We start from the raw sequence: 25,204 nt of genomic DNA, 5'->3' as shown, positions 1-25,204 counted from the left end.
GAGTAGTCGACCGCATACATGTCGTGATGTCCGTTTCGAGCCTGGACGGCGGACGGCCCGCCGCACTCCGGGAAGGGAGCGCGACGGGCCGTCGCGAGGAGTTCGTCGATCAGATGGCGTCGGCGCCGCGTTCCCCGGTGCGGACGCGGACCACGGTCTCGACCGGGGTCACCCAGACCTTGCCGTCACCGATCTTGCCGGTGCGGGCGGCCTCGACGACCGCGTCGACGACCTTGTCCTGCAGCGTGTCGTCGACCACGACCTCGACGCGGACCTTCGGCACGAAGTCGACCGAGTACTCCGCGCCCCGGTAGACCTCGGTGTGGCCCTTCTGGCGGCCGTAGCCCTGGACCTCGCTGATGGTCAGACCGAGCACGCCGATCTGCTCCAGGGCGCCCTTGACGTCCTCGAGGACGAACGGCTTGACGATGGCGGTCACGAGCTTCACGGATCAGACCTCCTGCTTCGCGGCGGGGGTGGCCTTCGCCTCGGTGGCGGGCTTCGGCGAGGAGCCGATGCCGCTGCCGCCGCGCAGGCCGGAGAACTCGTAGCCGGTCTCGGCGTGCTCGCCCTCGTCGATGCCGCTCTGCTCGACCTCGTCGTCGATCCGGAGGCCGATGGTGAACTTGACGATGAAGACGATGATCGTGGTGACGATCGCGGTGTAGGCGATGACGGCGAGCGCGGCGACCGCCTGCAGGCCCAGCTGGGTGAATCCGCCGCCGTAGAACAGGCCGTTGACGGCGTCGGGGGCGACGTCGGTGGCGAAGAACCCGATGGCCAGGGTGCCCCAGAGACCACCGAAGAAGTGCACGCCGACGACGTCGAAGGAGTCGTCGTAGCCCAGCTTGTACTTGAGGCCGACGGCCCAGGCGCAGAGGGCACCAGCGATGGCACCGATGGCCAGCGCGCCGAGCGGGGAGACCGAGGCACAGGCCGGGGTGATGGCGACCAGACCGGCCACGATGCCCGACGCGGCACCCAGCGAGGTGGCCTTGCCGTAGCGGATCTTCTCGACCAGCAGCCAGCCGAGGATGGCGGCGGCGGTGGCGGCGAGGGAGTTGACGAACGCGTAGCCCGCGGCCCAGCCGGCCGAGGTGGCCGAACCGGCGTTGAAGCCGAACCAGCCGAACCAGAGGACGCCGGCACCGAGCATGACCATGGTCAGGTTGTGCGGGCGCATGGCCTCACGCGGCCAGCCGCGGCGCTTGCCCAGGACGATGCAGAGCACGAGGGCGGCGATACCGGCGTTGATGTGGACCGCGGTGCCACCGGCGAAGTCCTTCGCGCCGAGGATGACCGGGATCCAGCCCTGCTCCAGGTCGAAGACCCAGTGGGCGACGGGGAAGTAGACCAGCGTGGCCCAGAGACCGGAGAACAGCACCCAGGCGCCGAACTTCATGCGGTCCGCCGCAGCACCGGCGATCAGGGCGACGGTGAGGATGGCGAACATGCCCTGGAAGCTGACGAAGGCCAGCGCCGGGTAGGTCTCGGTGGCCTCGTCGTCGGGCAGCAGCGCGGTGAGCCCGAAGTACTCGGCCGGGTTGCCCAGCAGACCGCCGCCGACGAGCTCGGTGCCGAAGACCGTCGAGTAGCCGTAGAGGATCCACAGCACACCGACGACGCCCAGGGCGCTGAAGCACATCATGAACATGTTGAGCACGCTCTTGGACCGGGCCTGGCCGCCGTAGAACAGCGCCACCCCCGGAGTCATGAGCATGACGAGTGCTGCGCTCGTCAGGAGCCAGGCGGTATCACCGCTGTTGAGGCCTTCCACGGGTTAGTCCCTCCCACGTCTGTCGTTAGTCCGACTGGGGAGGAAGAATGATGATCGCGTGTTTCGCATTCGACGCCTGTCCGTTTCGCACCGGTTAATACTGCAACGGCAGTTGATCAGCTCGGGGGTCGTTCGCCGCGTCGGCGGTAGTGGCAGTCGCGGGCCTGTTGTTGGCGTTCACGGCGCCAGGTCGACCAGTGCATGACGTGGTCGATGCAGGTGAGCGGGGTGAAGGCGAGCGCGGCGAGGAGACGGCGGATCTCGTTGCCCGACAGCTGAATCAATGCGCGCCGGCTGGCTGAGGATCCCCCTTTTCGGCCTCGCGTGCGTGTTCGGCGGCGCGGGTGACGGCGAGGTAGGCCGCGGTGAGCATGGCCAGGGTGATGTGGGCGTGCCAGGCTCGGTAGGAGCGGACTTGGTAGTGGTCGAGGCCGGCCTCGTTCTTCGCGGTCTGGAAGCATTCCTCAATCGCCCACCGCGCCCCGGCGACTCGAACGAGGTCGCGCAGCGGCGTGTTCGCCGGGGCGGCGCAGCGGTAGAACGCCAGCTCACGGATGGTCTTGCCCTCTGCGGGCTCGGTCTGGCGGCGCACCAGCAGCCAGTGCCCCCAACCCGCCGGGAGGCCGTCGATGGCCAGCGCAACCGCGGTCCAGTCATAGACCCGCATCCCGTGCGCGCCCGGCCCGATCGCGCGGCGCTCCCACCCGTCGTGCCCGGTGTCGAGATCACGCGCCCCGGCGATCGTGGCCAGGGCCTTGGCCGGGCGACGATTCCCGTCCGGGCTGGTGAGCATGTCGTCATTGCGGGTGGCCAACACGAACGGGATCTCCCGCTCGGTGAGCCAGTCGCGAAAGCCCGGGTTCTGCCCGTAGACCTCGTCCGCGGTCACCCACGACCCGGACGTGAGTGCCCCAGCGGCGTACGTGCGGGCCAGCATCGCCGTCCCCAGCTGCGGTTTCGTGGCGAACTCGACGTCATCGGGGACATCCGCGCGCTCGCAGCGTTCGCGGTCCTCGGTCCACGAGGTCGGCAGGTAGAGCTCCCGGTCGATCAACGCCCGCCCCCGCTTCGAGGCGTAGGCCAGGAACACACCGAGCTGACAGTTGTCGATCTTCCCGCTGGTGCCGGTGTACTGGCGCTGCACCCCGGCCGAACGCAGGCCCTTCTTGATGAACCCGGTCTCGTCCACGATGAACACCCCCGACGCGGTGTCGGTGAGATGTTGCAGGACGTAGCCGCGCAGGTCGTCGCGGACCCCGTCGACGTCCCAGTCCGCGGTGCGCAGCAGCCGCTGCATCCCGTCCGGCGACATCGCCCCGGCGTGTTCGGCGAGGGTCCAGCCGTTCTTCCGCTCGAGCCCCGCGAGCAGGCCTCGCAGGTAGGTTCCGACCCGCCGGCGCGGCTCGACCCTGCGGAAACGGCCAGAGATCAGCTCCACCACCGCGTCCAACGAGGCCACCCACCCGGCAAGATCAACCACGCGGTGATCATCACCGCCGAACGGCCGTCAGCCTCTCACCACACGCCGAACTGCCGTTGCAGTATTAACAGGGCGCCGAGCAAGATGACGGTTGCGTTACTCAACCGGATCCGGAGGACCGAAGGTCATCCGAATGGTCCGGTTCGTGACGTGGCGCACGGCGCGGGTCGTCCGGGAGGGCGACCCGCGCCACGACCTCAGTCGAGCAGTGCCTCGACGAACGCGGCGGGCTCGAACGGGGCCAGGTCGTCGGGGCCCTCACCGAGCCCGACGAGCTTGACCGGCACGCCCAGCTCGCGCTGGACGCGGAACACGATGCCGCCCTTGGCCGTGCCGTCGAGCTTGGTGAGCACCACCCCGGTGACGTCGACGACCTCGCCGAACACCCGGGCCTGGGTCAGCCCGTTCTGGCCGGTGGTGGCGTCGAGGACGAGCAGGACCTCGTCGACCCGGGCCTGCTTCTCGACGACGCGCTTGACCTTGCCGAGCTCGTCCATCAGCCCGGTCTTGGTGTGCAGCCGGCCGGCGGTGTCGAGCAGGACGGCGTCGACGCCGTCGTCGGTGCCGCGCGTGACGGCGTCGAAGGCGACCGAGGCCGGGTCGGCGCCCTCGGGCCCGCGGACGACGCCCGCCCCGGAGCGCTCGCCCCAGGTGACGAGCTGCTCGGCGGCGGCGGCCCGGAAGGTGTCGGCCGCACCCAGGGTCACCCGATGCCCCCCGGCGACCAGCACCCGGGCCAGCTTGCCGGTGGTGGTGGTCTTGCCGGTGCCGTTGACCCCGACGATCAGCAGCACCGCGGGGCGCCCGTCGTGCGGCAGGGCGTGCACGGAGCGGTCCTGGCCGGTGCCGAGGGCCTCGACGAGCACGTCACGCAGGGCGGCGCGGGCCTGCTCGGCGGTGCGGACACCACGGGTGGCGATCTGCTCGCGCAGCGCGTCGACGATCTCGGCGGTCGTCTCGGGCCCCAGGTCGGCCTGCAGCAGGGTGGCCTCGACGTCCTCCCACGACTCCTCGTCGAGGTCACCCGCGCCGAGCAGGCCCAGAAGGCTCTGGCCGAGCCCGGAGCGCGACCGGGACAGCCTGCCGCGCAGCCGGCCGATCCGACCCTCGGCCGGGGCGATCTCCTCGGTGGGGGTGCCGGGGGCCTGCGTGTCCGGCGTCCCCGGGCGCGCGACCGGCTCGGTCGGTGCAGACGGCTCGGTCAGCGCGGACGGCACAGTCGGCGCGGTGGGTGCTGCCGGCGGGGGCGCGGCCTCCGGGCGGGCGACCGGCTGGGTGGGCGCGCTCGCCGCGGGTGCGTCGGTCCCGGCGGTCCCGGCGGGGCCCTCGGGGCGGCGGAGCTGCCGGGTGGCCGGGTCCTTGCTGGCCTCGGCCGTGTCGATGACGCGGGCGTCCGGGGTGCCGGTGACGGTCCCGGTCTGCTCGGTCGGGACGGGCGGGCTGCTGGGGGGCGCGGTCGACGGGACCGGCGGTGCGGTGCTGACCGGGACGCCGCGGGGCGGCGTGCGGGCCTCGGTGGCGCCGTCGACGACGGGGGTGCCACCGGGCGGGGTGCGGACCTCGTCGGCGGTGGGCGCGTCGGCGGCCTCGGCGGGGGCCTCCGGGGCGGACGGGGTGGTGGTCGGTGTGGCGGCCGTCGGCGCGTCGGCGGCGGCGTCGGCGGGCGACGCCGGGGCGGACGGGGTGGCGGTCGGGGTGGCGGCGGTCGGTGCGTCGTCGCCGGGGGCGCGCGGCCGCTCGGGTGCGGTGGCCGTCCCGGAGGAGAAGGCGAACCCGCTCCCGGCCTGGTAGCCGCCGCCGGCGCGCGGTGGCTCGTCGGTACCGGTCCCGAGCTCGCGCTGCTGCTCGTCGGACCGCAGGCTGATGCGCCGTCGGCGGGCGATCACCAGCCCTGCGACGACGGCGATCAGCAACACCGCCACGACGATCGCGACGACGATCCAGAGGGTCTGCGTGGTCACGACGCCACCCTGCCACGCCCGGCCGACGCGCCGCGCAGGACGGGCCGGTCAGCAGGTCAGGAGGCGGGTCGCAGGCGCTGGGAGATGACCTGGGTGATGCCGTCGCCGCGCATGGAGACGCCGTAGAGGGCGTCGGCGACCTCCATCGTCGGCTTCTGGTGGGTGATGACGATGAGCTGGCTGGTCGTGCGCAGCTCCTCCATCAGCGAGATGAGCCGGCGCAGGTTGACGTCGTCGAGGGCCGCCTCGATCTCGTCGAGCACGTAGAACGGCGAGGGACGGGCCCGGAAGATCGCGACGAGCAGCGCCATCGCGGTGAGCGAGCGCTCCCCACCGGACAGCAGCGACAGCCGCTTGACCTTCTTGCCGGGCGGGCGGGCCTCGACCTCGATGCCGGTGGTGAGCATGTCGTCGGGGTCGGTGAGCACGAGCCGGCCGTCGCCACCGGGGAACAGCGTCGCGAACACGGTCTCGAACTCGGCGGCGACGTCGTGGTAGGCGGTGGTGAAGACCTCGAGGATCTTGTCGTCGACCTCGCGGACGACGGTGAGCAGGTCACGCCGGGTGTTCTTGAGGTCCTCGAGCTGGGTGGACAGGAACTTGTAGCGCTCCTCCAGCGCCGCGAACTCCTCCAGCGCGAGCGGGTTGACCTTGCCGAGCAGCGACAGGTCCTTCTCCGCTCGCTTGAGGCGGCGTTCCTGGGTGGGCCGGTCGAACGGGACCGGCGGCGGCGCGGACACCTGCTCGCCGCGCTCGCGGGCGGCCTCGTACTCGGCGGTCTCGTCGGCCGACGGCGGCACCGGGACCTCGGGCCCGTACTCGGCGACGAGGTCGTCGACGCCGATGCCGTGGTCGCCGAGGATCTTCTCGGTCAGCTGCTCCAGCCGCATCCGGGTCTGCTGGCGCACCATCTCGTCGCGGTGGACGGCGTCGGTGAGCTTCTCCAGCAGCGCGGTCAGCTTCGTGGTGGTGTCGCGGGCCTCGGCGTGTGCGCGCTCCCGTTCGGCGCGGGCGGCCTGGATCTCGTCGCGCTCCGCGGCCGCGGCGGCCAGCGAGCGTTCGATCCGCTCGGCGGCGACGTGCCCGGCGTCGACGACGAGCCGGGCGACCTCCGAGGCCCGCTCCCGTTCGGCGGCCGCGGCGGCGGCCCGGGACCGGGCGACGCGCTCGCCGTGCGCCTGGCGGCGCAGGGTCTCCGCGCGCCCGGCGATGGCGCGGGCCCGCTCCTCGGCCGTGCGCAGCGCGAGACGGCACTCGACCTCCTCGGAGCGGACCTCCTCCACGCGCTCGGCGGCCTCGTCGCGCAGCTCGGTGTCGGGCTCGTCGTCGACCGGGGCGTCGGAGGCCAGCGACAGCTGGTGCTCGGCGGCCTCCAGCTCGATCAGCGAGTCCGACCGCCGCCGCTCCACGGTGTCGCGGCGCTCGCGCAGCCGCTGGGCCTCGGCGCGGGCCGAGGTGACGACCTGTTCGAGCCGCCCGAGCTGGGCGGCGGCGGCCGCGCGGCGACGGTCGGCGTCGGCGACCGCGGCGCGGGCCGCGGTCAGGTCGGTGCCGCGGGCGGCCTCCTCGGCGCGGGCACCGTCGAGGGTGGGGCGCAGCGACTCCAGCTCGGCGTCGACGGCGTCGCGTGCGGCCAGCGCGTCGTCGACGGCGGCCTGCAGCTGCAGCGCGCCCTCCCCGGCGCCGGTGCCTCCGCGCGCGGCGTGTGCGGTGAGCAGGTCCCCTTCGGTCGTGACCGCGGTCAGCCCCGGCCGGGCCCCCACGGCGGTGGCCGCGGCGTCCAGACCGTCGACGACGACCACCCCGGCCAGCAGCTCCCCCAGCGCCGGGGCGAGCGCGGGCGGTGCGGTGACCAGCGCGGCCGCCCAGCGCCCGGCGGGCGGGTCGCCATCGGGGACCGGGACCGGCACCCGCCCGGCGGAGCGGTCGGCCCCGGCGGACCCGGCGCCGACGAGCAGCGCGGCCCGGCCGGCGTCGCCACGGCGCAGGGACCGCAGCGCGTCGGCCGCGGACACCACGGAGGCGACGGCGACGCCCTCGGCGAGCTCGCCCAGCGCCGCGGCGACCGCCGCCCGACCGGACGGCTCGACCTCGACGAGCTCGGCGACGGCGCCGAGCACGCCGTCGGCGCCGGAGTCCAGCAGGGCGCCGGTGCCGTCACGGCGGACCAGGCCGACCTGAAGGGCCTCGACCCGGGCCCGCCAGTGCGCGCGACGCTGCTCGGCGTCGCGTTCGGCGGCGACCAGCTCGGCGACCCGCTCGGCGGCGCTGCGGTGCGCGGCCTCGGCCTGCTCGACCCGCGTGGCCAGCGCGTCGGTGTCGGCCGCGTCCCCGGAGACGCCGAGGGACTCCCGCGCGGTCTCCAGCTCGGCCTCGGCCTCGGCGGTGCGGGCGCCCGCCTCGGCGAGCGCCTCGGACAGCCGCTCGATCTCCTCGGCGGTCGCGGCGACGCCGGAGCGCAGCGCGTCGGCCTTCCCGGCGAGGGTGGCGATCCCGGCACGACGGTCGGCGATGGCGCGCACGGCGGCCAGGTGCTCGCGTTCGGCGGCGGCGAGGGTCCGCTCGCGCTCGGCCTTCTCGGTGACGACCTCGTCGAGCCGGCGCCGGGCCTCGGCGACGGCGGCGACCAGCTCCTCCTCCTGCTCGGCGATCGCGTCGGCCTCGGCCTCGGCCTCGTCCGGGTCCCGGCCGGGGGTGCGCCCGGCCTCGGCCGAGGACGTGAGGTGGCGGACGCGTTCCTCGGCGAGGCGGACGGTGCCGCGCAGCCGCTCGGCCAGCGCGGAGAGCTGGTACCAGGTGTCCTGCGCGAGCTGCAGCCGCGGCGCGTCCGCGGCGAGCGCGGTCTCCAGCTCCTCCTGGCGCTCGCGGGCGACGTCGAGCTGCTCCTCGACCTCGGCGCGGCGACGCCGGGCCTGCTCCTGGGACGCCTCCTCGCGCTGGGTCTCCTCGGACAGGGTCACGTAGTCGTCGGCGGCCAGGCGGAGCCGGGCGTCGCGCAGCTCGGTCTGCACGGCCTGGGCGCGGCGGGCGATCTCGGCCTGCCGGCCCAGCGGTTTGAGCTGGCGGCGCAGCTCGGCGGTGAGGTCGGTGAGCCGGGTGAGGTTGGCCTGCATCGCGTCGAGCTTGCGGAGCGCCTTCTCCTTGCGCTTGCGGTGCTTGAGGACCCCGGCCGCCTCCTCGATGTAGGAGCGGCGGTCCTCCGGCTTGGACTGCAGCACCCCGTCGAGCTGGCCCTGCCCGACGATGACGTGCATCTCCCTGCCGATGCCGGAGTCGCTGAGCAGCTCCTGCACGTCGAGCAGCCGGGCACGGGAGCCGTTGATCTCGTACTCGCCGGCGCCGTCGCGGAACATCCGCCGGGTCACCGAGACCTCGGAGTAGTCGATCGGCAGGGCGCCGTCGGAGTTGTCGATGGTGAGGGTGACCTCGGCACGGCCCAGCGCCGCGCGGCCGGACGTGCCGGCGAAGATCACGTCCTCCATCTTGCCGCCGCGCAGCGCCTTGGCGCCCTGCTCGCCGAGCACCCAGCTGATCGCGTCGACGACGTTGGACTTGCCCGAGCCGTTCGGCCCGACGACGCAGGTGATCCCCGGTTCCAGGCGCAGCGTGGTGGCCGAGGCGAAGGACTTGAAGCCCTTCATCGTCAGCGTCTTCAGGTGCACGGGCGGGGATCTCCAGGTGCGCGGGGGTCCACAGGGTAGCGGGGGACCTCAGGCGGCCGGTGCCGAGGCGTTGACCAGCCAGCGGACCCCGAACCGGTCGGTGAGCTGGCCGAACTCGTCGCCCCACGTCTGCTTCTCCATCGGGACGCCGACGACGCCGCCCTCGGCGAGCCCGGCGAAGAAGCCGCGCAGCTTCTCCGGTTCGTCGCCGGAGAGGCTGACCGAGATGCCCGAGGGCGCCCCGGTCGGGCGCTGCGGGTCACCGTCGGACGCCATCAGGGCGAACCCGTCGGGGGTGCCGAGGTAGGAGTGCATCACGCCGTCCGGCGGCGGGACGGGGCCCTCGGCCCCCATGTCACCGAAGGTCATGATCTGCAGCTCCCCTCCCAGCACGGAGCGGTAGAACTCCATCGCCTCGCGCGCACGGCCGTCGAAGTGCAGGTACGGGGTCATCTGGACGGGCATCGGGACCTCCGGGGATCGGTGTCGGCGGCTTCGGTGTGGACACAGGTGTAGACCCCGGCACCGACAGAACTGAGCGGTCAGGCCTCGACGAACCCGGAGAATGCGCCGGACGGCTCAGCCCACTGCTCCGACACCGACGTCACCCGCCCCGGGGTGTCCCCGTCGCGCAGCAGCTCCAGCAGGCGCTCGCAGGAGGCGCGGTCACCCTCCGCGGTCACCGCGACCCGGCCGTCGGACAGGTTGCGGGCCTGGCCGACGAGGCCGAGCTCGAGCGCCCGCGACCGCGTCCACCAGCGGAAACCGACGCCCTGTACCTCCCCCTGGACCCATGCGATCAGCCGAACGGTCGAATCTGTGTTGCCACTCACAGTGCTGATACGTTACCGGCCGTGACCCGACGACGCACACCGCGCGCCACGAGCGCCGTGCTCGGCGGGGTGGGGGCCGGCGCCGTGCTGGCCATGGCCGCCCCGCTCGCCGCACCGGCGCTCACCGCGGCGGGCTGGACCGACGCCGAACGGGCCGGTGGACGGGCGTCCGACACCGTGCCCCTCCGGGCGGTCGGTGCCGCGTACGCGACGACGGCCCCGACCGGCACCGGTGCGCGCCCCGCGGTCGACGGCGCCCCCGTCGACGGCGCCGCGCTCGTCCGCGGCGCGCTCGCCGCGGCCCCGGCCGCCCCGGGCTCCTCCGTCCGCACCGCACTCGACGCGCTCGCCGCGCACGAGGCCGCCGCCACCGCGGCCGCCGCGAGGACGACCGGCCCCGCCGCCGGTCAGGCCCCCGCGGCCCGCCCGGCTGCCCCGGCGGCGACGGGTGTCGTGGCCGGGCTGTCCGGCGAGCTCGCCCGGGTCGTCGCGCTCACCAACGCCGAGCGGGCCGCCGCGGGATGCGGCGCGCTGCGGGCCGACCCGCGGATCAGCGCGGCCGCCCAGGGCCACAGCGAGGACATGGCGGCCCAGGGCTACTTCGCCCACGACAGCCGCGACGGGCGCGACTTCGCCGACCGCATCACCGCGGCGGGCTACCCCTCCCCCGGCGCGGAGAACATCGCGATGGGACAGCCGGACGCCGCGACCGTGGTCGCGGACTGGATGGAGTCCCCCGGGCACCGGAAGAACATCCTCGACTGCTCCCTGACCACGATCGGCGTCGGGCTGGCCGACGGCTACTGGACCCAGGACTTCGGCCGCTGAGGGACACGCCGCCTCAGCCGTCGAACCGGTACCCCATCCCCGCCTCGGTGATCAGGTACTTCGGCCGCGACGGCACCGGCTCCAGCTTGCGCCGCAGCTGGGCGAGGTAGACCCGCAGGTAGTGGGTCTCGGTGCCGTACTGCGGCCCCCAGACCTCGCGCAGCAGCCGCTTCTGCTCGACGAGCTTCCCGCGGTGGCGCACCAGCAGCTCCAGGATCCCCCATTCGGTCGGGGTCAGGTGCACCTCGGCGCCGTCGGCGCGCACGACCGTCTTGGCCGCCAGGTCGACGGTGAAGTCCGCGGTGGTCACCACGGCCTCGCCGTCGACGGACGACACCGCGGCGCGGCGCACGGCGGCCCGCAGCCGGGCCAGCAGCTCGGCCATCCCGAACGGCTTGGTGACGTAGTCGTCGGCGCCGGCGTCGAGCGCCCGCACCTTGTCGGTGGAGTCGGTGCGCGCGGACAGCACGATCACCGGCACCGTGCTCCAGCCGCGCAGCCCCTCGACGACCTCGGTGCCGTCGAGGTCGGGCAGCCCCAGGTCGAGCACGACGACGTCCGGGTGCCCGTCCGCGGCCACCCGCAGCGCCGCCGAGCCGTCCGCGGCGACGAGCACCGTGTAGCCGTGCGCGGTGAGGTTGATCCGCAGGGCCCGCAGGATCTGCGGGTCGTCGTCGACGACCAGCACCCGCACCCCGTTCCCGCCCCCGCTCATCGGGCCGCCCCCACCGGCGCGGCGGGCAGCGAGACGACCACGGTGAGTCCGCCGCCCGGGGTGTCCTCCGCGGTCAGCTCGCCGCCCATCACCACGGTCAGCCCCTGCGCCACCGACAGGCCCAGGCCGAGCCCGGACGTCGCGTCGCGGTCACCGAGGCGCTGGAAGGCGGCGAACAGCGCGTCGCGTTCGCGCGGGGCGACACCGCGGCCCCGGTCGACGACGCGCAGCTCGACCCGGTCGGAGTAGGCGCTGGCGCGCAGGACCACCTCCGTCCCGCCGTGCCGCAGCGCGTTGTCGACGACGTTGGCGAGCACCCGGTCGAGCAGGCCCGCGTCGGCGAGCACGTCGGGCAGGTCCTCGTCGATCTCGACCCGGACCCGGTCGGCGCCCTCCAGACCGAGCAGCGCGGTCGCGGCCACCTCGTCGTAGCCGACCGGGGCGAGCAGCGGGGTCACCGCGCCCGCGGCGAGCCGGGAGGAGTCGAGCAGGTTGTCCACCAGGCCGGTGAGCCGGTCCGCGGACTCCTCGACGGTCGCCAGCAGCTCGGCGCGGTCGTCGGGCCCGAGCGGGAGGTGCTCGTCGCGCAGGCTGCCCGCGGCGGCCTTGATCGAGGTCAGCGGACTGCGCAGGTCGTGTCCGACGGCGGAGAGCAGCGCTCCCCGGGTCTCGTTGGCGGCCGCGCGGCGCTCGGCGTCGGCGGCGCCCGCCTCGGCACGCTGCCCGCGCAGCGCCAGCAGCGCCTGCCCGCCGACGACCTCCAGCAGCCTGCGGTCGGCCGCGGGCAGGGCCCGGCCGGTCCCGACCAGGTGCAGACCCTCGTCGACGACGACGTCCACGTCGGCCTTCTCCGGCCGGTCGCACGCCCCGGCGTCGCCGGTGCACGCCACCCGGCGCCACACCCGGTCCTCGCCCTGCTCGAGCAGGGCCACCGACTGCAGTGCCCAGGTCTCGCGGACCCGGTCCAGCAGCCGCGGCAGCGGGTCGGACCGGGTCAGCACGGTCCGCGCGAACGACGCCAGCAGCGCCGCCTCGGCCCTGGCCCGCACCGCCTGCTCCGCGCGCCGGGCCGCCCGGTCGACGACGAGCGCCACCAGCACCCCCACCAGCAGCATCGTGGACACGGTGATGACGTTGCCGGGGTTGGCGATCGCGAGCGAGTACAGCGGCGGGGACAGGAAGAAGTTCAGCAGCAGCCCACCGAGCAGCGCGGCGAGCAGCGCCGGACCGAGCCCGCCCGCCAGCGCGGCGAGCACGGTCGCGAGGAAGTAGAGGACGACGTCGGTGGACAGGTCCACCCAGTCGGTCAGCGCGATCCCGATCACGGTCGCCGCCGCCGGGGCGAGCACGGCGGTCGCCCAGCCGAGCGCCTGGCGCCCCGCCGGCAGCCCGTTGCGCAGCCTCGGCAGGCGCAGGGCCCGCCCGGCGGCGGAGTGGGTGACCATGTGCACGTCGATCGGTCCGGACTCCTGCACCACCCGCGCCCCGATGCCGGGGTCGAACACCCGGGCCAGCCGGGAGCGCCGGGAGGTGCCCAGCACCAGCTGGGTGGCGTTGGCCCCGCGGGCGAAGTCGAGCAGGGCGTCGTCGACGGACTCCCCGACGACGGTGTGGAAGCTCGCGCCGACCCCCTCGGCCATCCGCCGGACCCGGTCCGCGGCCCCGACACCGGTGGCGGCGAGGCCGTCGCCGCGCAGCACGTGCACCGCCATCAGGTCGGCGCCGCCGGAGCGTTTCGCGATCCGCGCTGCGCGGCGGAGCACGGTCTCGGACTCCCGGCCGCCGGTCAGCGCGACCACCACCCGCTCGCGGGTCTCCCACACGTCGGACACCTGCTGCTCGGTGCGGTAGCGGCGCAGCACCACGTCCACCTCGTCGGCGATCCACAGCAGCGCGAGCTCCCGCAGCGCGACGAGGTTGGGGACCCGGAAGTAGTGCGCCAGGGCGGCGTCGACGCGTTCGGGCGGGTAGACGTTGCCGTGCGCGAGCCTGCGGCGCAGCGCCTCCGGGGTGATGTCGACGATCTCGATCTGCTCGGCGCGGCGGACCACCTCGTCGGGGACGGTCTCCTGTTGGCGGGCCCCGGTGATGGTCTCGACGACGTCGCCGAGGGACTCCAGGTGCTGCACGTTGACCGTGGAGATGACGTCGATGCCGGCATCGAGCAGCTCCTCGACGTCCTGCCAGCGCTTGGCGTTGCGCGAGCCGGGCGCGTTGGTGTGGGCGAGCTCGTCGACCAGTGCGACCTGGGGGCGGCGGGCCAGCACCGCGTCGACGTCCATCTCGTGCAGCTCGGTCCCGCCGTGCAGGACGGTGCGCCGCGGCACCACCTCCAGTCCCTCGAGCAGCCCGGCGGTGCGCTCGCGGCCGTGGGTCTCGACGACGCCGACGACCACGTCGGCACCGCGGCCGACCCGCCGGTGGGCCTCGCCGAGCATGGCGAAGGTCTTCCCGACCCCGGGTGCGGCACCGAGATGGATGCGCAGTTCTCCCCTCACCCGGCCATTGTGGTCCCGCCCCACTACCGCGCGTCCCGCACGGACAGGTTGAGTTCGGTGACGTTCACCCTGGGCTCGCCGAGGAAGCCGAGGGTGCGGCCGCTGGTCGCGTCGGCGACCAGCTGTTCCACCCGGTCGAGCGACAGCCCGGTGACCCGGGCGACCCGCGGTGCCTGGAGCACGGCGTAGGCCGGGCTGATGTCGGGGTCGAGTCCGGAGGCGGACGCGGTCACCGCGTCGGTGGGGACGGCGGCGGGCGCGACACCCTCCCGGGCGGCGATCGCCGCGCGGCGCTGCTGGACCGTGTCCAGCAGCCCGGTGTCGAAGCCGCCCTTGTTGGACGCCCCGGAGGTCGTGGTGTCGGCCGGGCCGAGACCCAGGTCGGCCTCCGCGGTCGCCGAGGGCCGGGTGTGGAAGTACGGGTCGGCGGCCGGGTCGGCGGCGACCGGGTCGATCCCGATGAGCGACGAGCCGGTCCCGCCCGGCAGCACCGAGCCCTCCGCGGCGGTGGACAGCCCGGGGATCCGGGCGACCCCCCAGATCGCGAGCGGGTACACGATGCCGCACAGCACGGTCATGACGAGGAGCACGCGCAGACCGGTCGCGGTCTGGCGGCGCAGGGTGGTGAGCATCAGATCCCCGGGACGAAGCGGACGAGCAGGTCGATGAGGAAGATCCCGACGAACGGGGTGACGACCCCGCCGAGGCCGTAGATCAGCAGGTTCCGCCGCAGCAGCGACGCCGCCGACGACGGCCGGTACCGCACCCCGCGCAGCGCCAGCGGGATCAGCGCGACGATGACGAGCGCGTTGAAGATCACCGCGGACAGGATCGCGGACTCCGGCGTCGCCAGGCCCATCACGTTGAGCAGTCCGAGCGACGGGTACAGCGCGACGAACATCGCCGGCAGGATCGCGAAGTACTTCGCGAGGTCGTTGGCGACGGAGAACGTCGTCAGCGCGCCGCGGGTGATCAGCAGCTGCTTGCCGATCTCGACGATCTCGATGAGCTTGGTCGGGTCGGAGTCCAGGTCCACCATGTTCCCCGCCTCCTTGGCGGCGGAGGTCCCGGTGTTCATGGCGACGCCGACGTCGGCCTGGGCGAGCGCGGGCGCGTCGTTGGTGCCGTCACCGGTCATCGCGACGAGCCGGCCCCCCTCCTGCTCGCGGCGGATGTAGGCGAGCTTGTCCTCCGGGGTGGCCTCGGCGATGTGGTCGTCGACGCCGGCCTGCGCGGCGATCGCGGCCGCGGTGCGCGGGTTGTCGCCGGTGACCATGACGGTGCGGATGCCCATCGCGCGCAGCTCGGCGAACCGCTCGGCCATGCCGGGCTTCACGACGTCGGACAGCTCGATGACGCCGAGCACCCGCCCGTCGGCGCCGGCCGGCCCGGAGGCCCTGGCGACGACCAGCGGGGTGCCGCCGCCGTCGGAGATGGTCTCCACCAGCCGGTCCACCTCGGCGCGGTCGCCCGCGTGGGCCCAGTCGAGGACCGCGGCCGCGGCGCCCTTGCGGACGACGCCGCCGGGCAGGTCGATGCCCGACATCCGGGTCTGGGCGGTGAAGGGCACGAACTCGGCGACGGCCTCGGTCGCGTCGGCCTCGGGGGGCAGGCCGTGCTCGGCGGCGCAGAGCTCGACGATGCTGCGTCCCTCGGGGGTCTGGTCGGCGAGGCTGGACAGCCGCGCCGAGCGGGCCAGCTCGTCGAGGTCGGTGCCGCCGACCGGGTGCAGCGCGGTGGCGCGCCGGTTGCCGAAGGTGATCGTGCCGGTCTTGTCGAGCAGCAGGGTGTCGACGTCGCCCGCGGCCTCGACGGCGCGCCCGGAGGTGGCGAGCACGTTGCGCTGCACCAGCCGGTCCATCCCGGCGATGCCGATCGCCGACAACAGCGCGCCGATGGTGGTCGGGATGAGGCAGACCAGCAGCGCGGTGAGCACCAGCAGCGGCACCTGGGTGCCGGCGTAGGCGCTCATCGGCGCGATCGCGACCACGGCGAGCAGGAAGATGATCGTCAGCGCCGACAACAGGATGGTCAGCGCGATCTCGTTCGGGGTCTTCTGCCGGGCGGCGCCCTCGACCAGGGCGATCATCCGGTCGACGAAGGACTCCCCCGGCTTCGTCGTGATCCGCACGACGATCCGGTCCGACAGCACGGTGGTGCCGCCGGTGACGGCGCAGCGGTCGCCGCCCGCCTCCCGGATGACCGGTGCGGACTCGCCGGTGATGGCGGACTCGTCGACCGAGGCGATGCCGTGGACGACGTCGCCGTCGCCGGGGATCGTCTCCCCCGCCTCGACGACGACCAGGTCGCCGAGCGTCAACGTGGCGCCGGGGACCTGCTCCTCGGCCGCGGCCGGGTCGGCCGGGTCGGCGCCCAGCAGGCGGCGGGCGACGGTGTCGCGCTGGGTGGCGCGCAGCGACGCGGCCTGGGCCTTGCCCCGTCCCTCGGCGACGGCCTCGGCGAGGTTGGCGAACAGCACGGTGAACCAGAGCCACACCGCGACGAGCACCGCGAACACGCTCGGGTCGGCGACGGCGAGCACCGTGACCAGCACGGACCCGACCCAGACGACGAACATGACCGGGTTGCGGGCCTGCACGCGCGGGTCGAGCTTGCGCAGTGCCTCGGGCAGGGCGGCCAGGAGCTGGCGCGGCGCGAACGCCCCGGCGGCGACGGGCGCCGCGCTCTGCGGCGCCGCCTGCGGCTCGGTCGTCACGGACACGGATTCCTCCGACTCGGCACGGTGGTGGTGGGTGGCGGTCACGACAGGGCCTCGGCGATCGGGCCGAGCGCGAGCGCCGGGAAGAAGGTCAGCGCCGACACCAGCAGCACGGTGCCGCCGACCAGGCCGGCGAACAGCGGCCCGTCGGTCGGGAGGGTCCCGGCACCGGCCGGGACGCGGCGCTGGCGGGCCAGCGAGCCGGCGAGCGCCAGCACCGCCAGCATCGGCACGAACCGTCCGAAGAGCATGGCCAGCCCCAGACCGGCCTGGAAGAAGTCGCTGGTCGCGGTAAGCCCGCCGAACGCGGAGCCGTTGTTGTTGGCGGCCGAGGCCCAGGCGTAGAGGACCTCGGAGAAGCCGTGCGCCCCCGAGTTGCCCAGCGCGTCGGCGGTGCCCGGCAGCGCGATGGCCAACCCGGCGCCGATGAGGACGAACGCCGGCATGACCAGGATCGACACGGCGGCGTAGGTGATCTCGCGCCGGCCGAGCTTCTTGCCCAGGTACTCCGGGGTGCGCCCGACCATCAGTCCGGCCAGGAACACCGCGATGACCGCGAGGACCAGCAGGCCGTAGAGCCCGGAGCCGACGCCGCCGGGTGAGACCTCGCCGAGCAGCATGTTCAGCAGCGCGACGCCACCGCCCGCGCCGGTGAGGCTGTCGTGGGTGGAGTTCACCGCGCCGGTGGACGTGCCCGTGGTGGACACGACGAACAGTGCGGAGCCGGGGATGCCGAACCGCACCTCCTTGCCCTCCATCGCCCCGCCCGCGGCGAGCGCGGCCGGGCCGTTGGGGTGCAGCTCGGCCAGCCAGGTCGCGGCGAGGAACAGCGCCCACAGCCCGCCCATGACCGACAGCAGCACGACGCCCTGGCGGACCCGTCCGACCAGCACGCCGAACGTGCGGGTCAGGGCGACCGGGATCACGAGCATCAGGAAGATCTCGAGCAGGTTCGACAGCGGGCTCGGGTTCTCGAAGGGGTGCGCGGAGTTGGCGTTGAGGATGCCGCCGCCGTTGGTGCCGAGCTCCTTGACCGCCTCCTGCGAGGCGACCGGGGCGAGCGCCAGGGTGTGGGTGCTGCCGTCGACCGTCGTCACGTCGACGCCGGATCGCAGCGACTGCACCACCCCGGTGGCGACGAGCACGACCGCGGCGACGGCGGCGAGCGGCAGCAGGATCCGGACGACGCCGCGGGTCAGGTCGACCCAGAAGTTCCCGATCCGGCCCCCCTCGTCGTCGCCGGTCGCGCCGTGGGCCACGAAACCGCGGACCAGCGCGATCGCGACCGCCATGCCGACGGCGGCGGACACGACGTTCTGCACGGTCAGCCCGGCCATCTGCACGGTGTGGCCGAGCACCTGCTCGGGCACGTAGGACTGCCAGTTCGTGTTGGTCACGAACGACACCGCGGTGTTGAACGCCATCGCCGGGGACACCGAGGTGCCGCCGTCGGTGCCGCGGCCGAAGCCGAGCGGGAGGAAGGCCTGCAGCCGCTGCATCAGGTAGAGCAGCACGATCGAGACGAACGAGAAGCCCAGCACGCCCGCGGTGTAGGTCGTCCAGCGCTGCGTGGACGTGGCGTCGATGCGGCAGATCCGGTAGACGAGCCGCTCGATCCGCCAGTGCCGGGTGTCGGTGTAGACCCGCGCCATCCAGTCGCCCAGCGGCTTCCAGGTCACGGCGAGCAGCGCCACCAGCGCCGCCGCCTGCGCGAGCCCGGCCATCAGAACCGCTCCGGGCGGAGCAGCGCGATGACCAGGTACACCAGCAGGCCCAGGGCGAGCAGGCCCCCGGCCGCGTTCTCGACGACGGTCGCGATCACAGCTTCTCCATCCCGCGCAGGGTGAGCGCGAGGACGGCGAAGGACGCCACCAGCAACGCGATGTAGGCCAGGTCGGCCACGGGACTCTCCTCGGTCGTGCTCACCCGCCGGGGATCTCCGGCGGGCCGCCGGGGATCGTGCGCCGAACGAGGTCCCGCGGGACCGGTCGATGACGGCGGATTGACGCCCACCGGCTCCCGCGTTGACGCGTTCTTGACGCCCGGTGGTGGCCATCACGTCCCCCGGACGGGCGGTCGGTCTCAGGAACCCGTCAACACACGCGTGTGACGACGCCAACACCGCGTCAGGAGCCCGGCCGGCGGCCCGGTGAAGGGCGCACCCTCCCGCGCATGCTGCAGCGCCGCCCCGCCCGTCCGGTCCCACCGCCGCCCCTGACCGGGGGCGCAGGCTTCGTCGCGGGGATCGCCGCCGGTGTCGCCGCGGGCCTGAGCGCCGGCGCCGCGGCCCTGGCCGGTGCGGGGCCCGGCGGGTCCGCCGCGGCCGCGGTCGTGGTCGCCGGGGTGGGAACCGTGCTCCTGGCCGCCGCGACGACGGCGGTGGGCGCACTCGCCGTCGCCGTGGTCTGCTGGGGGTTCAGCGACGGCTTCGGCCTGCACCACCTGGCCGAGCTGCACCTCGCGGGCCCGGACCTGTGGCTGCTGGCGGTGCTGCTCGGGGCCGCGCTGCTCACCCGTGCCGCGACGGTCGCACCGTCGGCGGTGGGGCGTCGGCGGCCCGCTCGTCGTCGCACGGTTGCGGACCGCACCGCTGGATACCCTTCCCGGTGACGGCGGGGGCGCTCCCCGGCCGGGACCGGAGGAGGCCCACGCATGTCCGTGATCGACAACGCGGTCTACGTCGACGGCAAGCGCGCCGCGGCGCCGGAGTCCGTCGACAGCGCGGTCGAGGTGTTGCAGGGCTGCCGCGCCGACCACGGCGAGGACTCCACGGCGTTCTGCTGGATCGGGATGCTGCGCCCGGACGTCGAGGAGCTCCACCAGGTAGCGCGGGAGTTCGATCTCCACTCGCTCGCGATCGAGGACACCGTCAACGCCCACCAGCGCCCGAAGCTGGAGCGCTACGGCCGCACCGAGTTCGTGGTGCTGCGCCCCGCCCGCTACGTCGACGCCGACGAGGTCGTGGAGATCGGCGAGGTCCACCTGTTCCTCGGTCCCGACTTCGTGATCACCGTGCGGCACGCCGTCGAGCCGCAGCTCAGCGAGGTCCGCGCCCGGTTGGAGAACGACCCCGATCTGCTCGCGCACGGCCCGATGGCGGTGCTCTACGCGGTGCTCGACCGGGTCGTCGACGACTACTTCCCCGTCCTCGACGGCCTGCAGGACGACATCGACGGGATCGAGGAGGAGGTGTTCCGCGGCGACCCGAACGTGTCGCGGCGCATCTACCAGCTGACCCGGCAGGTCATCGCGTTCCAGCGGGCCGTCGAGCCGCTGCAGGAGATCTTCATCGAGCTGCGGGCCCGGTTCGCCAAGTCCGGCGACGCCCCGGACCTGGAGCTGCGCCGCGCGATGCGCGACGTGATCGACCACGCGACCCGTGTGCGGGAGCGCGTCGAGGGCTTCCGGGACCTGCTCGGCAACATCCTGACCGTCAACTCGACGCTCGTCGCGCAGCGCCAGAACGAGGAGATGACCCGGCTCACCGAGGCGGGCTACGCGCAGAACGAGCAGATGAAGCGGGTGTCGTCGTGGGCGGCGATCCTGTTCGCGCCGACCCTGATCGCCGGCATCTACGGCATGAACTTCGACGAGATGCCGGAGCTGCACTGGGCCCTGGGCTACCCGATGGCCATCGGGCTGATGCTGCTGCTCGGCCTCGTGCTGTACGTGGCGTTCAAGCACAACGATTGGCTGTGAGGGCCGGGCGCCCACCCCCCGTGGGCGCCCGGCCCCGGCGTCAGCCCGTCGTGGTCGGCGCGGCCGGCACCGGCGCGGTCGACTGCGCGGGCGACGGGGCGGGCGCCGCGCTCGTCGGACGGGGTGCCGTGGTCTGCGGGATCGTCACGACCAGCGGCTGCGGCGGCCGGGTCACGCAGCGCCCGGTCGTCGGGTCGATCGTGCGGACGCCCCGCGGGTACGGCCCGGGGGCCGGCGGGGTGGACGTGGCGGCATACCCCCCGTCCACCCCCTCGTCGACGCAGGAGTGGTCGTCGACCGCGAGCGGGCGGCCGTTCTCGTCGAACAGGTACACCCCGCTCAGCGGCCTCCCCTTCGCGTCGAAGGGCCGCACGTCGGCGACGGAGGTGCCGTCGAGGCTCAGCCCGGCCGGGGGCGCGTAGGACACCGCGCCCCCGTTGCGGTCCTGCCCCAGTCCCAGCACCGCGGCCACCAGCAGTCCCACCGCGAACGCGTTCAGCGGTACGACGGCCCACAGCAGCCGCCGGTCGGCCGCACTGCGCGGGCCGAGCAGCACCGACAACGGCACCGCGGGCACGGCGAGGACCAGCGCCGTCACCAGCACGGCGGACCCGCCGCCGCCGAACGCCCACCCGATGACCCCGGCCGCGACCAGCGCGCGCAGCACCCACCAGCCGGGTTGCAGGGACAGCACGAACCCCCCGGCCGCGCCGTCGGTACGGGCCCGGGCGAGCCGTTCGCGCAGCGCGACGACCGACGGCAGCGACGCCGCCGCGGGCTGCGCCGGCCCGTCGGACCAGGCGGCCAGCGCACCGGCAGCGGCGAGCGGCACCGCGAGGAACAGCGGCGCCACCGTCGACGGCCCGACCTGCCCCACCGCGAGCCCCGCGGCCCCCGCCGCGGCGGTCGCGACGACGAGCGCGGCCAGGGCGAACCCGGCCCGCCCGGTGCGCGGGCGCTCCACGGGCTCCTGCTGTGCTGGCGGGTACCCGGCCGCCGCGCGCAGCTCGGCCGCGTAGTCCTGCGGGCTGCCGAGCCGGGCGTGCACCGCGTCGCGGCCGTAGCCGGCGCCCAGCTCCTCGGCGAGCTCCGCGAGGTGCCCGCGCGCGTCGTCGACGATCTCGGCGACCTCGGTGTGCGGCAGGCCGGTCAGGGCGACCCGCAGGCCCACCAGGTAGTCGTCGGTGACCGGGTCGCCGATGCGCGCCGTGACGTCGGTGTCAGTTCCGTTGCCGCCGTTGCTGCCGCCGCCGCGGCCGCCCCCGCTCTGCTCGGTGCTCACGTGCCCACCAGGCCTTCCATCGTGGTGGCGAACGCACGCCACCGTTCGGTCGTCTCCCGCAGCCGGACCCGGCCCGGTTCGTTGATCGCGTAGTACTTGCGGTGCGGCCCCTCCTCGCTGGGGACCACGTACGAGGTCAGCAGGCCCGCGCCGTAGAGCCGGCGCAGCGTGCCGTAGACCGAGGCGTCCCCCACCTCGGCGAGGCCGGCGCCGCGCAGGGCCCGGACGACCTCGTAGCCGTATCCGTCCGCGCGGTCCAGGACCGCGAGCACCGCGAGGTCGAGCACTCCCTTGAGCAGCTGGCTGGTGTCCATCGCACCTCCTTACGCTTCGCAGACTACTATGCGATGCGCAGTAGTCCGCGCACCGCTGCACCGGGCGCGTGTCGAGCCGGGGGTCGGAGCCGGGTGTCGGGGCCGGGTGTCAACGGGCCGCCAGTCCTGCGCCGGACGGCGTCAGGGCGGCGTAGCGACGGCGGACGCGCGCGGCTCCGCGGGGCGACAACGGAGGGGCACGGCGCCCGCACCGGGCGCCCGCCACCAAGGAGTCATCCCGGTGACCCTCGCCGACCTGCTCCCCTCCCTCCGCCCGACGCTCGCCGCCCGCCTCGAGCCGGGCCTGTGGCCGGTCACGACCCGCACGACCTCCGACGGCGCCCTGCAGATCGGCGGGGTCGACCTCACCGAGCTCGCCGCCCGCTTCGGCACCCCGGTGCAGGTGCTCGACACCGCCGACGTCCGCGCCCGCTGCCGCGCCTACCGGGCCGCGCTGCCCGACGCCGAGATCGTCTACGCCGGCAAGGCGTTCCTCTGCCGCGGGATGGCCCGCCTGGTCGCCGACGAGGGCTGCTCGGTCGACGCGTGCTCCGGCGGCGAGGTCGCGGTGGCCGCGGCCGCTGGGCTGCCCGGTGACCGCATCGTGCTGCACGGCACCGTCAAGACCGACGAGGACCTGAAGGCGGCGTTCGCCGCGGGCGTCGGGCGGATCGTGCTGGACTCGGCGGCGGAGGTCGACCGGATCGCCTCCCTCGCGCCGCGCCGGCAGAAGGTGCTGCTGCGGATCAGCCCGGACGTCGACGCCGGCACCCACCCGGGGCTCACCACCGGCACCGCGTCGTCGTGGTTCGGGATGCCGCCCTCCGAGGCGCTGGAGGTCGCCGGACGGGTACTGGCCCGCCCCGAGCTGGAGCTGGCCGGGCTGCACTGCCATCTCGGCTCGCAGGTGCCGTCGGTGTCGCGCTACGAGCGGGCCGCGGTCCGGATGGTGGGCGTGATCGCGGCGCTGCGTGCGCGGTACGGGGTCACCGTCGCCGAGCTGGACCTGGGCGGCGGGCACGCGGTCGGCTACGCCGAGGGCGAGCCCTGCCTGGACCCGGCGATCTTCGGCCGGGCCGTGCGGGGCACCCTGGCCCGGGCCTGCGCGGCGCACGGCATCGACGAGCCGCGGCTGCTCGTCGAGCCGGGGCGCGCGATCGTCGCCCGGGCCGGGGTGACGCTCTACCGGGTCGGCGCGGTGCAGCGCTGCGGCGACGGCCGCACCACCGTGCTGGTCGACGGCGGCATGAGCGACGACCCCCGCCCCGCCCTCTACGGCGCCCGCTACCCGGTCCGGCTCGTCGGGCGCGCCACCCGGGCACCGCTGGAGTCGGTCCGCGTGGCGGGGCGGCACTGCGAGTCCTCCGACGTGATCGCCGACGGCGTCCGGCTGCCCGCCGACGTCGCCCCCGGGGACCTGCTGGCGGTGCCGGTGTCCGGCGCGTACCACGCCTCGATGGCCTCGACCTACAACCAGGTCCCGCGCCCGCCGGTGGTCGCCGTCGCCGCGGGGGCGTCGCTGCCGCTGCTGCGCCGCGACACCCCGGAGGACCTGCTGCGCCGCGACTGCTCCTGAGGCCCCGCGCCGGTCGGCACCCGGTCAGCGCCGGTCAGCGGCGGGGCCGCGGGGCCGGCTGGCACCGCGGGCAGGTGAACGACGAGCGGTTCATGAACGCGTCCCGGCGGATCGGGGTGCCGCAGCGACGGCACGCCCGGTCCGCCTGGCCGTAGACGTTCAGGGAGCGGTCGAAGTAGCCCGAGGCGCCGTTGACATTGACGTACAGCGCGTCGAAGGAGGTGCCGCCCTGGGCGAGCGCCTCGTGCATGACGGTCGTCGCGGCGTCGAGGACGGTGTGGCCCTGGGCCCGGGTCAGTTTCTCGGTGGGCCGGGTGCCGTGCAGCCGGGCCCGCCAGAGCGCCTCGTCGGCGTAGATGTTGCCGATCCCGGAGACGACGGTCTGGTCGAGCAGCGCCCGCTTGACCTCGGTGCGACGGCGACGCATCGCCGCGACGGCGTCGTCGGCCGAGAACGCCGGGTCCATCGGGTCGCGGGCGATGTGGGCGACCGGCTCGGGCACCAGGCCGCCGCCCGCGGCCGCGGCGAGGGGGTGCACCGACAGCCCGCCGAAGGTGCGCTGGTCGACGAAGCGGAGCTCGGGGCCGTCGTCGTCGAACCGGACGCGGACCCGCAGGTGCTTCTCGTCGGGCGCGTCCGGGGGTTCGACGAGCATCTGCCCGGACATGCCCAGGTGCGCGAGCAGCGCGTCGTCACCGGGGCCTGCGGTGTCCAGCTCCAGCCAGAGGTACTTGCCGCGCCGGGCGGCCGCGGACAGCGTGCGCCCGGCCAGCCGGGCGGTGAAGTCGTCAGCCCCGGTGGGGTGCCGGCGCACCGCGCGCGGATGCAGCACCTCGACGCGCGCGATCCGCCGGTCCAGCACGTGGTCGGCGAGGCCGCGGCGGGCGACCTCGACCTCGGGCAGTTCCGGCATCGCGGCTACCGCCCGGAGCCGGCACTCTCGTCGGACAGCGCGTGCCAGGCGATCTCGGCCGCCTTCTGCTCGGCCTCCTTCTTGGTGCGCCCCGCGCCGCTGCCGAGGTCACGACCCCCGACGACGGCCGTCGCGGTGAACACCTTCAGGTGGTCCGGGCCCTCCTCGTCGATCCGGTACTCGGGCACACCGTGCCCGCCGGCGGCGGTGAGCTCCTGGAGGCTGGTCTTCCAGTCCAGGCCCGCGCCGAGCAACGGGGCACTGTGCAGCAGGTCCGCGAACAGCCGGTGGATCAGCTCGCGGGACGGCTCGAGGCCGTGCGCGAGGTACACCGCGCCGAGCAGCGCCTCGGTGGCGTCGGCCAGGATGCTGGCCTTCGACCGGCCACCGGTCAGCTCCTCACCGCGCCCCAGGTACAGGTACGCGCCGAGGCCGTGAGGCACACCGTCCGGTGTGGGCAACGCCACGGCGACGGTGGCGAGCGCGTGCATGTTGACCACGCTCGCGCGCAGCTTCGCCAGCTGCCCCTCGGGGAGTTCCGGGTGGTCCCGGTACAGCCGCTCGGTGATCACGATCGACAGCACCGAGTCGCCCAGGAACTCCAGGCGCTCGTTGGTCGGCAGTCCACCGTGCTCGTAGGCGTAGGACCGGTGGGTCAGCGCCAGCGTGAGCAGCGTCTCGTCCAGGTCCACACCGAGTGCGGACAGCAGAGGTGACCGGTCCGTCACCGGACCGGTCACACTCTTGTCGCCCACTGCTGCGATCAGGCCGGGCTGGTGACCTGACGACCGTCGTACTGCCCACAGGTCGGGCAGGCGATGTGCTGCAGCTTCGGCTCACGGCAGGCGCGGTTCGAGCAGGCGACCAGGGTCGGCGCAGTGGCCTTCCACTGCGACCGGCGCGCACGCGTGTTCGACCGCGACATCCGGCGCTTGGGAACGGCCATG

23 protein-coding genes are annotated in these 25,204 nt (G+C 74.4%); 4 read left to right on the top strand and 19 right to left on the bottom strand.

The genetic code is table 11. The annotated features are described in order from the left end of the window. Positions 1-109 precede the first annotated feature (109 nt). The 8 genes from Ae331Ps2_RS17895 to Ae331Ps2_RS17865 form a co-directional block, all read right to left on the bottom strand. Complete coding sequence (locus Ae331Ps2_RS17895; protein ID WP_020624117.1) at positions 110-448, bottom strand: P-II family nitrogen regulator; 339 nt, start codon at positions 446-448, stop codon at positions 110-112. A gap of 3 nt (positions 449-451) precedes the next feature. After that, positions 452-1,777 carry an ammonium transporter gene (locus Ae331Ps2_RS17890; protein ID WP_075307609.1) on the bottom strand — a complete coding sequence of 442 codons (1,326 nt, stop codon included), beginning with the start codon at positions 1,775-1,777 and terminating at the stop codon, positions 452-454. Between the two features lie 116 nt (positions 1,778-1,893). Beyond that, positions 1,894-2,061, bottom strand: a complete 168-nt coding sequence (locus Ae331Ps2_RS32095) for a hypothetical protein (protein ID WP_170917006.1) — start codon at positions 2,059-2,061, stop codon at positions 1,894-1,896. Further along, on the bottom strand, positions 2,058-3,257 hold the full coding sequence (locus Ae331Ps2_RS17885; protein WP_075311481.1) for an IS701 family transposase: 1,200 nt from the start codon (positions 3,255-3,257) through the stop codon (positions 2,058-2,060). The genes Ae331Ps2_RS32095 and Ae331Ps2_RS17885 overlap by 4 nt, the downstream gene beginning before the upstream one ends. 197 nt (positions 3,258-3,454) lie before the next feature. Beyond that, positions 3,455-5,218, bottom strand: coding sequence for a signal recognition particle-docking protein FtsY (gene ftsY / locus Ae331Ps2_RS17880; protein ID WP_075307611.1), 1,764 nt, complete (start codon positions 5,216-5,218; stop codon positions 3,455-3,457). Positions 5,219-5,274: 56 nt separating this feature from the next. After that, entirely contained in the window at positions 5,275-8,880 is a 3,606-nt protein-coding gene (smc, locus tag Ae331Ps2_RS17875) for a chromosome segregation protein SMC (RefSeq protein ID WP_075307613.1), read from the bottom strand. Between the two features lie 48 nt (positions 8,881-8,928). Then, positions 8,929-9,345, bottom strand: coding sequence for a VOC family protein (locus Ae331Ps2_RS17870; protein WP_075307615.1), 417 nt, complete (start codon positions 9,343-9,345; stop codon positions 8,929-8,931). 77 nt (positions 9,346-9,422) lie between these two features. After that, positions 9,423-9,713 carry an acylphosphatase gene (locus Ae331Ps2_RS17865; protein ID WP_083695697.1) on the bottom strand — a complete coding sequence of 97 codons (291 nt, stop codon included), beginning with the start codon at positions 9,711-9,713 and terminating at the stop codon, positions 9,423-9,425. Between the two features lie 21 nt (positions 9,714-9,734). On the opposite strand from Ae331Ps2_RS17865, the gene Ae331Ps2_RS32595 reads away from it, so the two are divergent. After that, entirely contained in the window at positions 9,735-10,541 is an 807-nt protein-coding gene (locus Ae331Ps2_RS32595; RefSeq protein WP_249265585.1) for a CAP domain-containing protein, read from the top strand. Positions 10,542-10,554: 13 nt separating this feature from the next. Here Ae331Ps2_RS32595 and Ae331Ps2_RS17855 read toward each other — a convergent pair whose 3' ends face one another. The 6 genes from Ae331Ps2_RS17855 to kdpF are packed head-to-tail and all read right to left on the bottom strand — an operon-like array spanning position 10,555 to position 18,295. Beyond that, the gene (locus Ae331Ps2_RS17855; RefSeq protein WP_043275999.1) at positions 10,555-11,256 is read right to left on the bottom strand and encodes a response regulator; all 702 of its coding nucleotides are present in this window, start codon (positions 11,254-11,256) and stop codon (positions 10,555-10,557) included. Beyond that, positions 11,253-13,754, bottom strand: a complete 2,502-nt coding sequence (locus tag Ae331Ps2_RS17850; RefSeq protein ID WP_283160284.1) for a DUF4118 domain-containing protein — start codon at positions 13,752-13,754, stop codon at positions 11,253-11,255. Before Ae331Ps2_RS17850 ends, Ae331Ps2_RS17855 begins: the two co-directional genes overlap by 4 nt. 23 nt (positions 13,755-13,777) lie before the next feature. Continuing rightward, a complete protein-coding gene (locus Ae331Ps2_RS17845) occupies positions 13,778-14,386 on the bottom strand; it encodes a potassium-transporting ATPase subunit C (RefSeq protein WP_075307623.1) in 609 nt (202 codons plus the stop codon). Beyond that, on the bottom strand, positions 14,386-16,476 hold the full coding sequence (gene kdpB, locus Ae331Ps2_RS17840) for a potassium-transporting ATPase subunit KdpB (RefSeq protein ID WP_075312144.1): 2,091 nt from the start codon (positions 16,474-16,476) through the stop codon (positions 14,386-14,388). Before kdpB ends, Ae331Ps2_RS17845 begins: the two co-directional genes overlap by 1 nt. A gap of 38 nt (positions 16,477-16,514) precedes the next feature. Next, positions 16,515-18,197 carry a potassium-transporting ATPase subunit KdpA gene (gene kdpA / locus Ae331Ps2_RS17835; protein ID WP_075307625.1) on the bottom strand — a complete coding sequence of 561 codons (1,683 nt, stop codon included), beginning with the start codon at positions 18,195-18,197 and terminating at the stop codon, positions 16,515-16,517. Further along, the gene (kdpF, locus tag Ae331Ps2_RS31300; protein WP_020624320.1) at positions 18,197-18,295 is read right to left on the bottom strand and encodes a K(+)-transporting ATPase subunit F; all 99 of its coding nucleotides are present in this window, start codon (positions 18,293-18,295) and stop codon (positions 18,197-18,199) included. Before kdpF ends, kdpA begins: the two co-directional genes overlap by 1 nt. Before the next feature lie 350 nt (positions 18,296-18,645). Here kdpF and Ae331Ps2_RS17825 point away from each other — a divergent pair, with 350 nt between their 5' ends. Both Ae331Ps2_RS17825 and Ae331Ps2_RS17820 read left to right on the top strand, forming a co-directional pair. Continuing rightward, a complete protein-coding gene (locus Ae331Ps2_RS17825) occupies positions 18,646-19,083 on the top strand; it encodes a hypothetical protein (RefSeq protein ID WP_075307627.1) in 438 nt (145 codons plus the stop codon). A gap of 42 nt (positions 19,084-19,125) precedes the next feature. Further along, entirely contained in the window at positions 19,126-20,172 is a 1,047-nt protein-coding gene (locus Ae331Ps2_RS17820) for a magnesium and cobalt transport protein CorA (RefSeq protein WP_075307629.1), read from the top strand. Between the two features lie 40 nt (positions 20,173-20,212). Here Ae331Ps2_RS17820 and Ae331Ps2_RS17815 read toward each other — a convergent pair whose 3' ends face one another. Further along, entirely contained in the window at positions 20,213-21,454 is a 1,242-nt protein-coding gene (locus Ae331Ps2_RS17815; protein ID WP_075307631.1) for a hypothetical protein, read from the bottom strand. Continuing rightward, the gene (locus Ae331Ps2_RS17810; protein WP_075307633.1) at positions 21,451-21,768 is read right to left on the bottom strand and encodes a PadR family transcriptional regulator; all 318 of its coding nucleotides are present in this window, start codon (positions 21,766-21,768) and stop codon (positions 21,451-21,453) included. Before Ae331Ps2_RS17810 ends, Ae331Ps2_RS17815 begins: the two co-directional genes overlap by 4 nt. Positions 21,769-22,009: 241 nt before the next feature. On the opposite strand from Ae331Ps2_RS17810, the gene lysA reads away from it, so the two are divergent. Beyond that, on the top strand, positions 22,010-23,344 hold the full coding sequence (gene lysA, locus Ae331Ps2_RS17805; RefSeq protein WP_083695694.1) for a diaminopimelate decarboxylase: 1,335 nt from the start codon (positions 22,010-22,012) through the stop codon (positions 23,342-23,344). A 34-nt stretch (positions 23,345-23,378) separates the two neighbouring features. Here the strand turns inward: lysA and mutM are convergent, their stop codons facing one another. The 3 genes from mutM to rpmF are packed head-to-tail and all read right to left on the bottom strand — an operon-like array spanning position 23,379 to position 25,203. After that, the gene (gene mutM / locus Ae331Ps2_RS17800) at positions 23,379-24,257 is read right to left on the bottom strand and encodes a bifunctional DNA-formamidopyrimidine glycosylase/DNA-(apurinic or apyrimidinic site) lyase (protein ID WP_075307635.1); all 879 of its coding nucleotides are present in this window, start codon (positions 24,255-24,257) and stop codon (positions 23,379-23,381) included. Between the two features lie 5 nt (positions 24,258-24,262). Further along, entirely contained in the window at positions 24,263-25,012 is a 750-nt protein-coding gene (rnc, locus tag Ae331Ps2_RS17795; RefSeq protein ID WP_075307637.1) for a ribonuclease III, read from the bottom strand. An 8-nt stretch (positions 25,013-25,020) separates the two neighbouring features. Then, on the bottom strand, positions 25,021-25,203 hold the full coding sequence (rpmF, locus tag Ae331Ps2_RS17790) for a 50S ribosomal protein L32 (RefSeq protein ID WP_020626225.1): 183 nt from the start codon (positions 25,201-25,203) through the stop codon (positions 25,021-25,023). Position 25,204: the final 1 nt, after the last annotated feature.

Source organism: Pseudonocardia sp. Ae331_Ps2 (genome assembly GCF_001932405.1).
GTDB lineage: Bacteria > Actinomycetota > Actinomycetes > Mycobacteriales > Pseudonocardiaceae > Pseudonocardia.
This window is presented reverse-complemented; position numbering and strand designations above follow the sequence as displayed.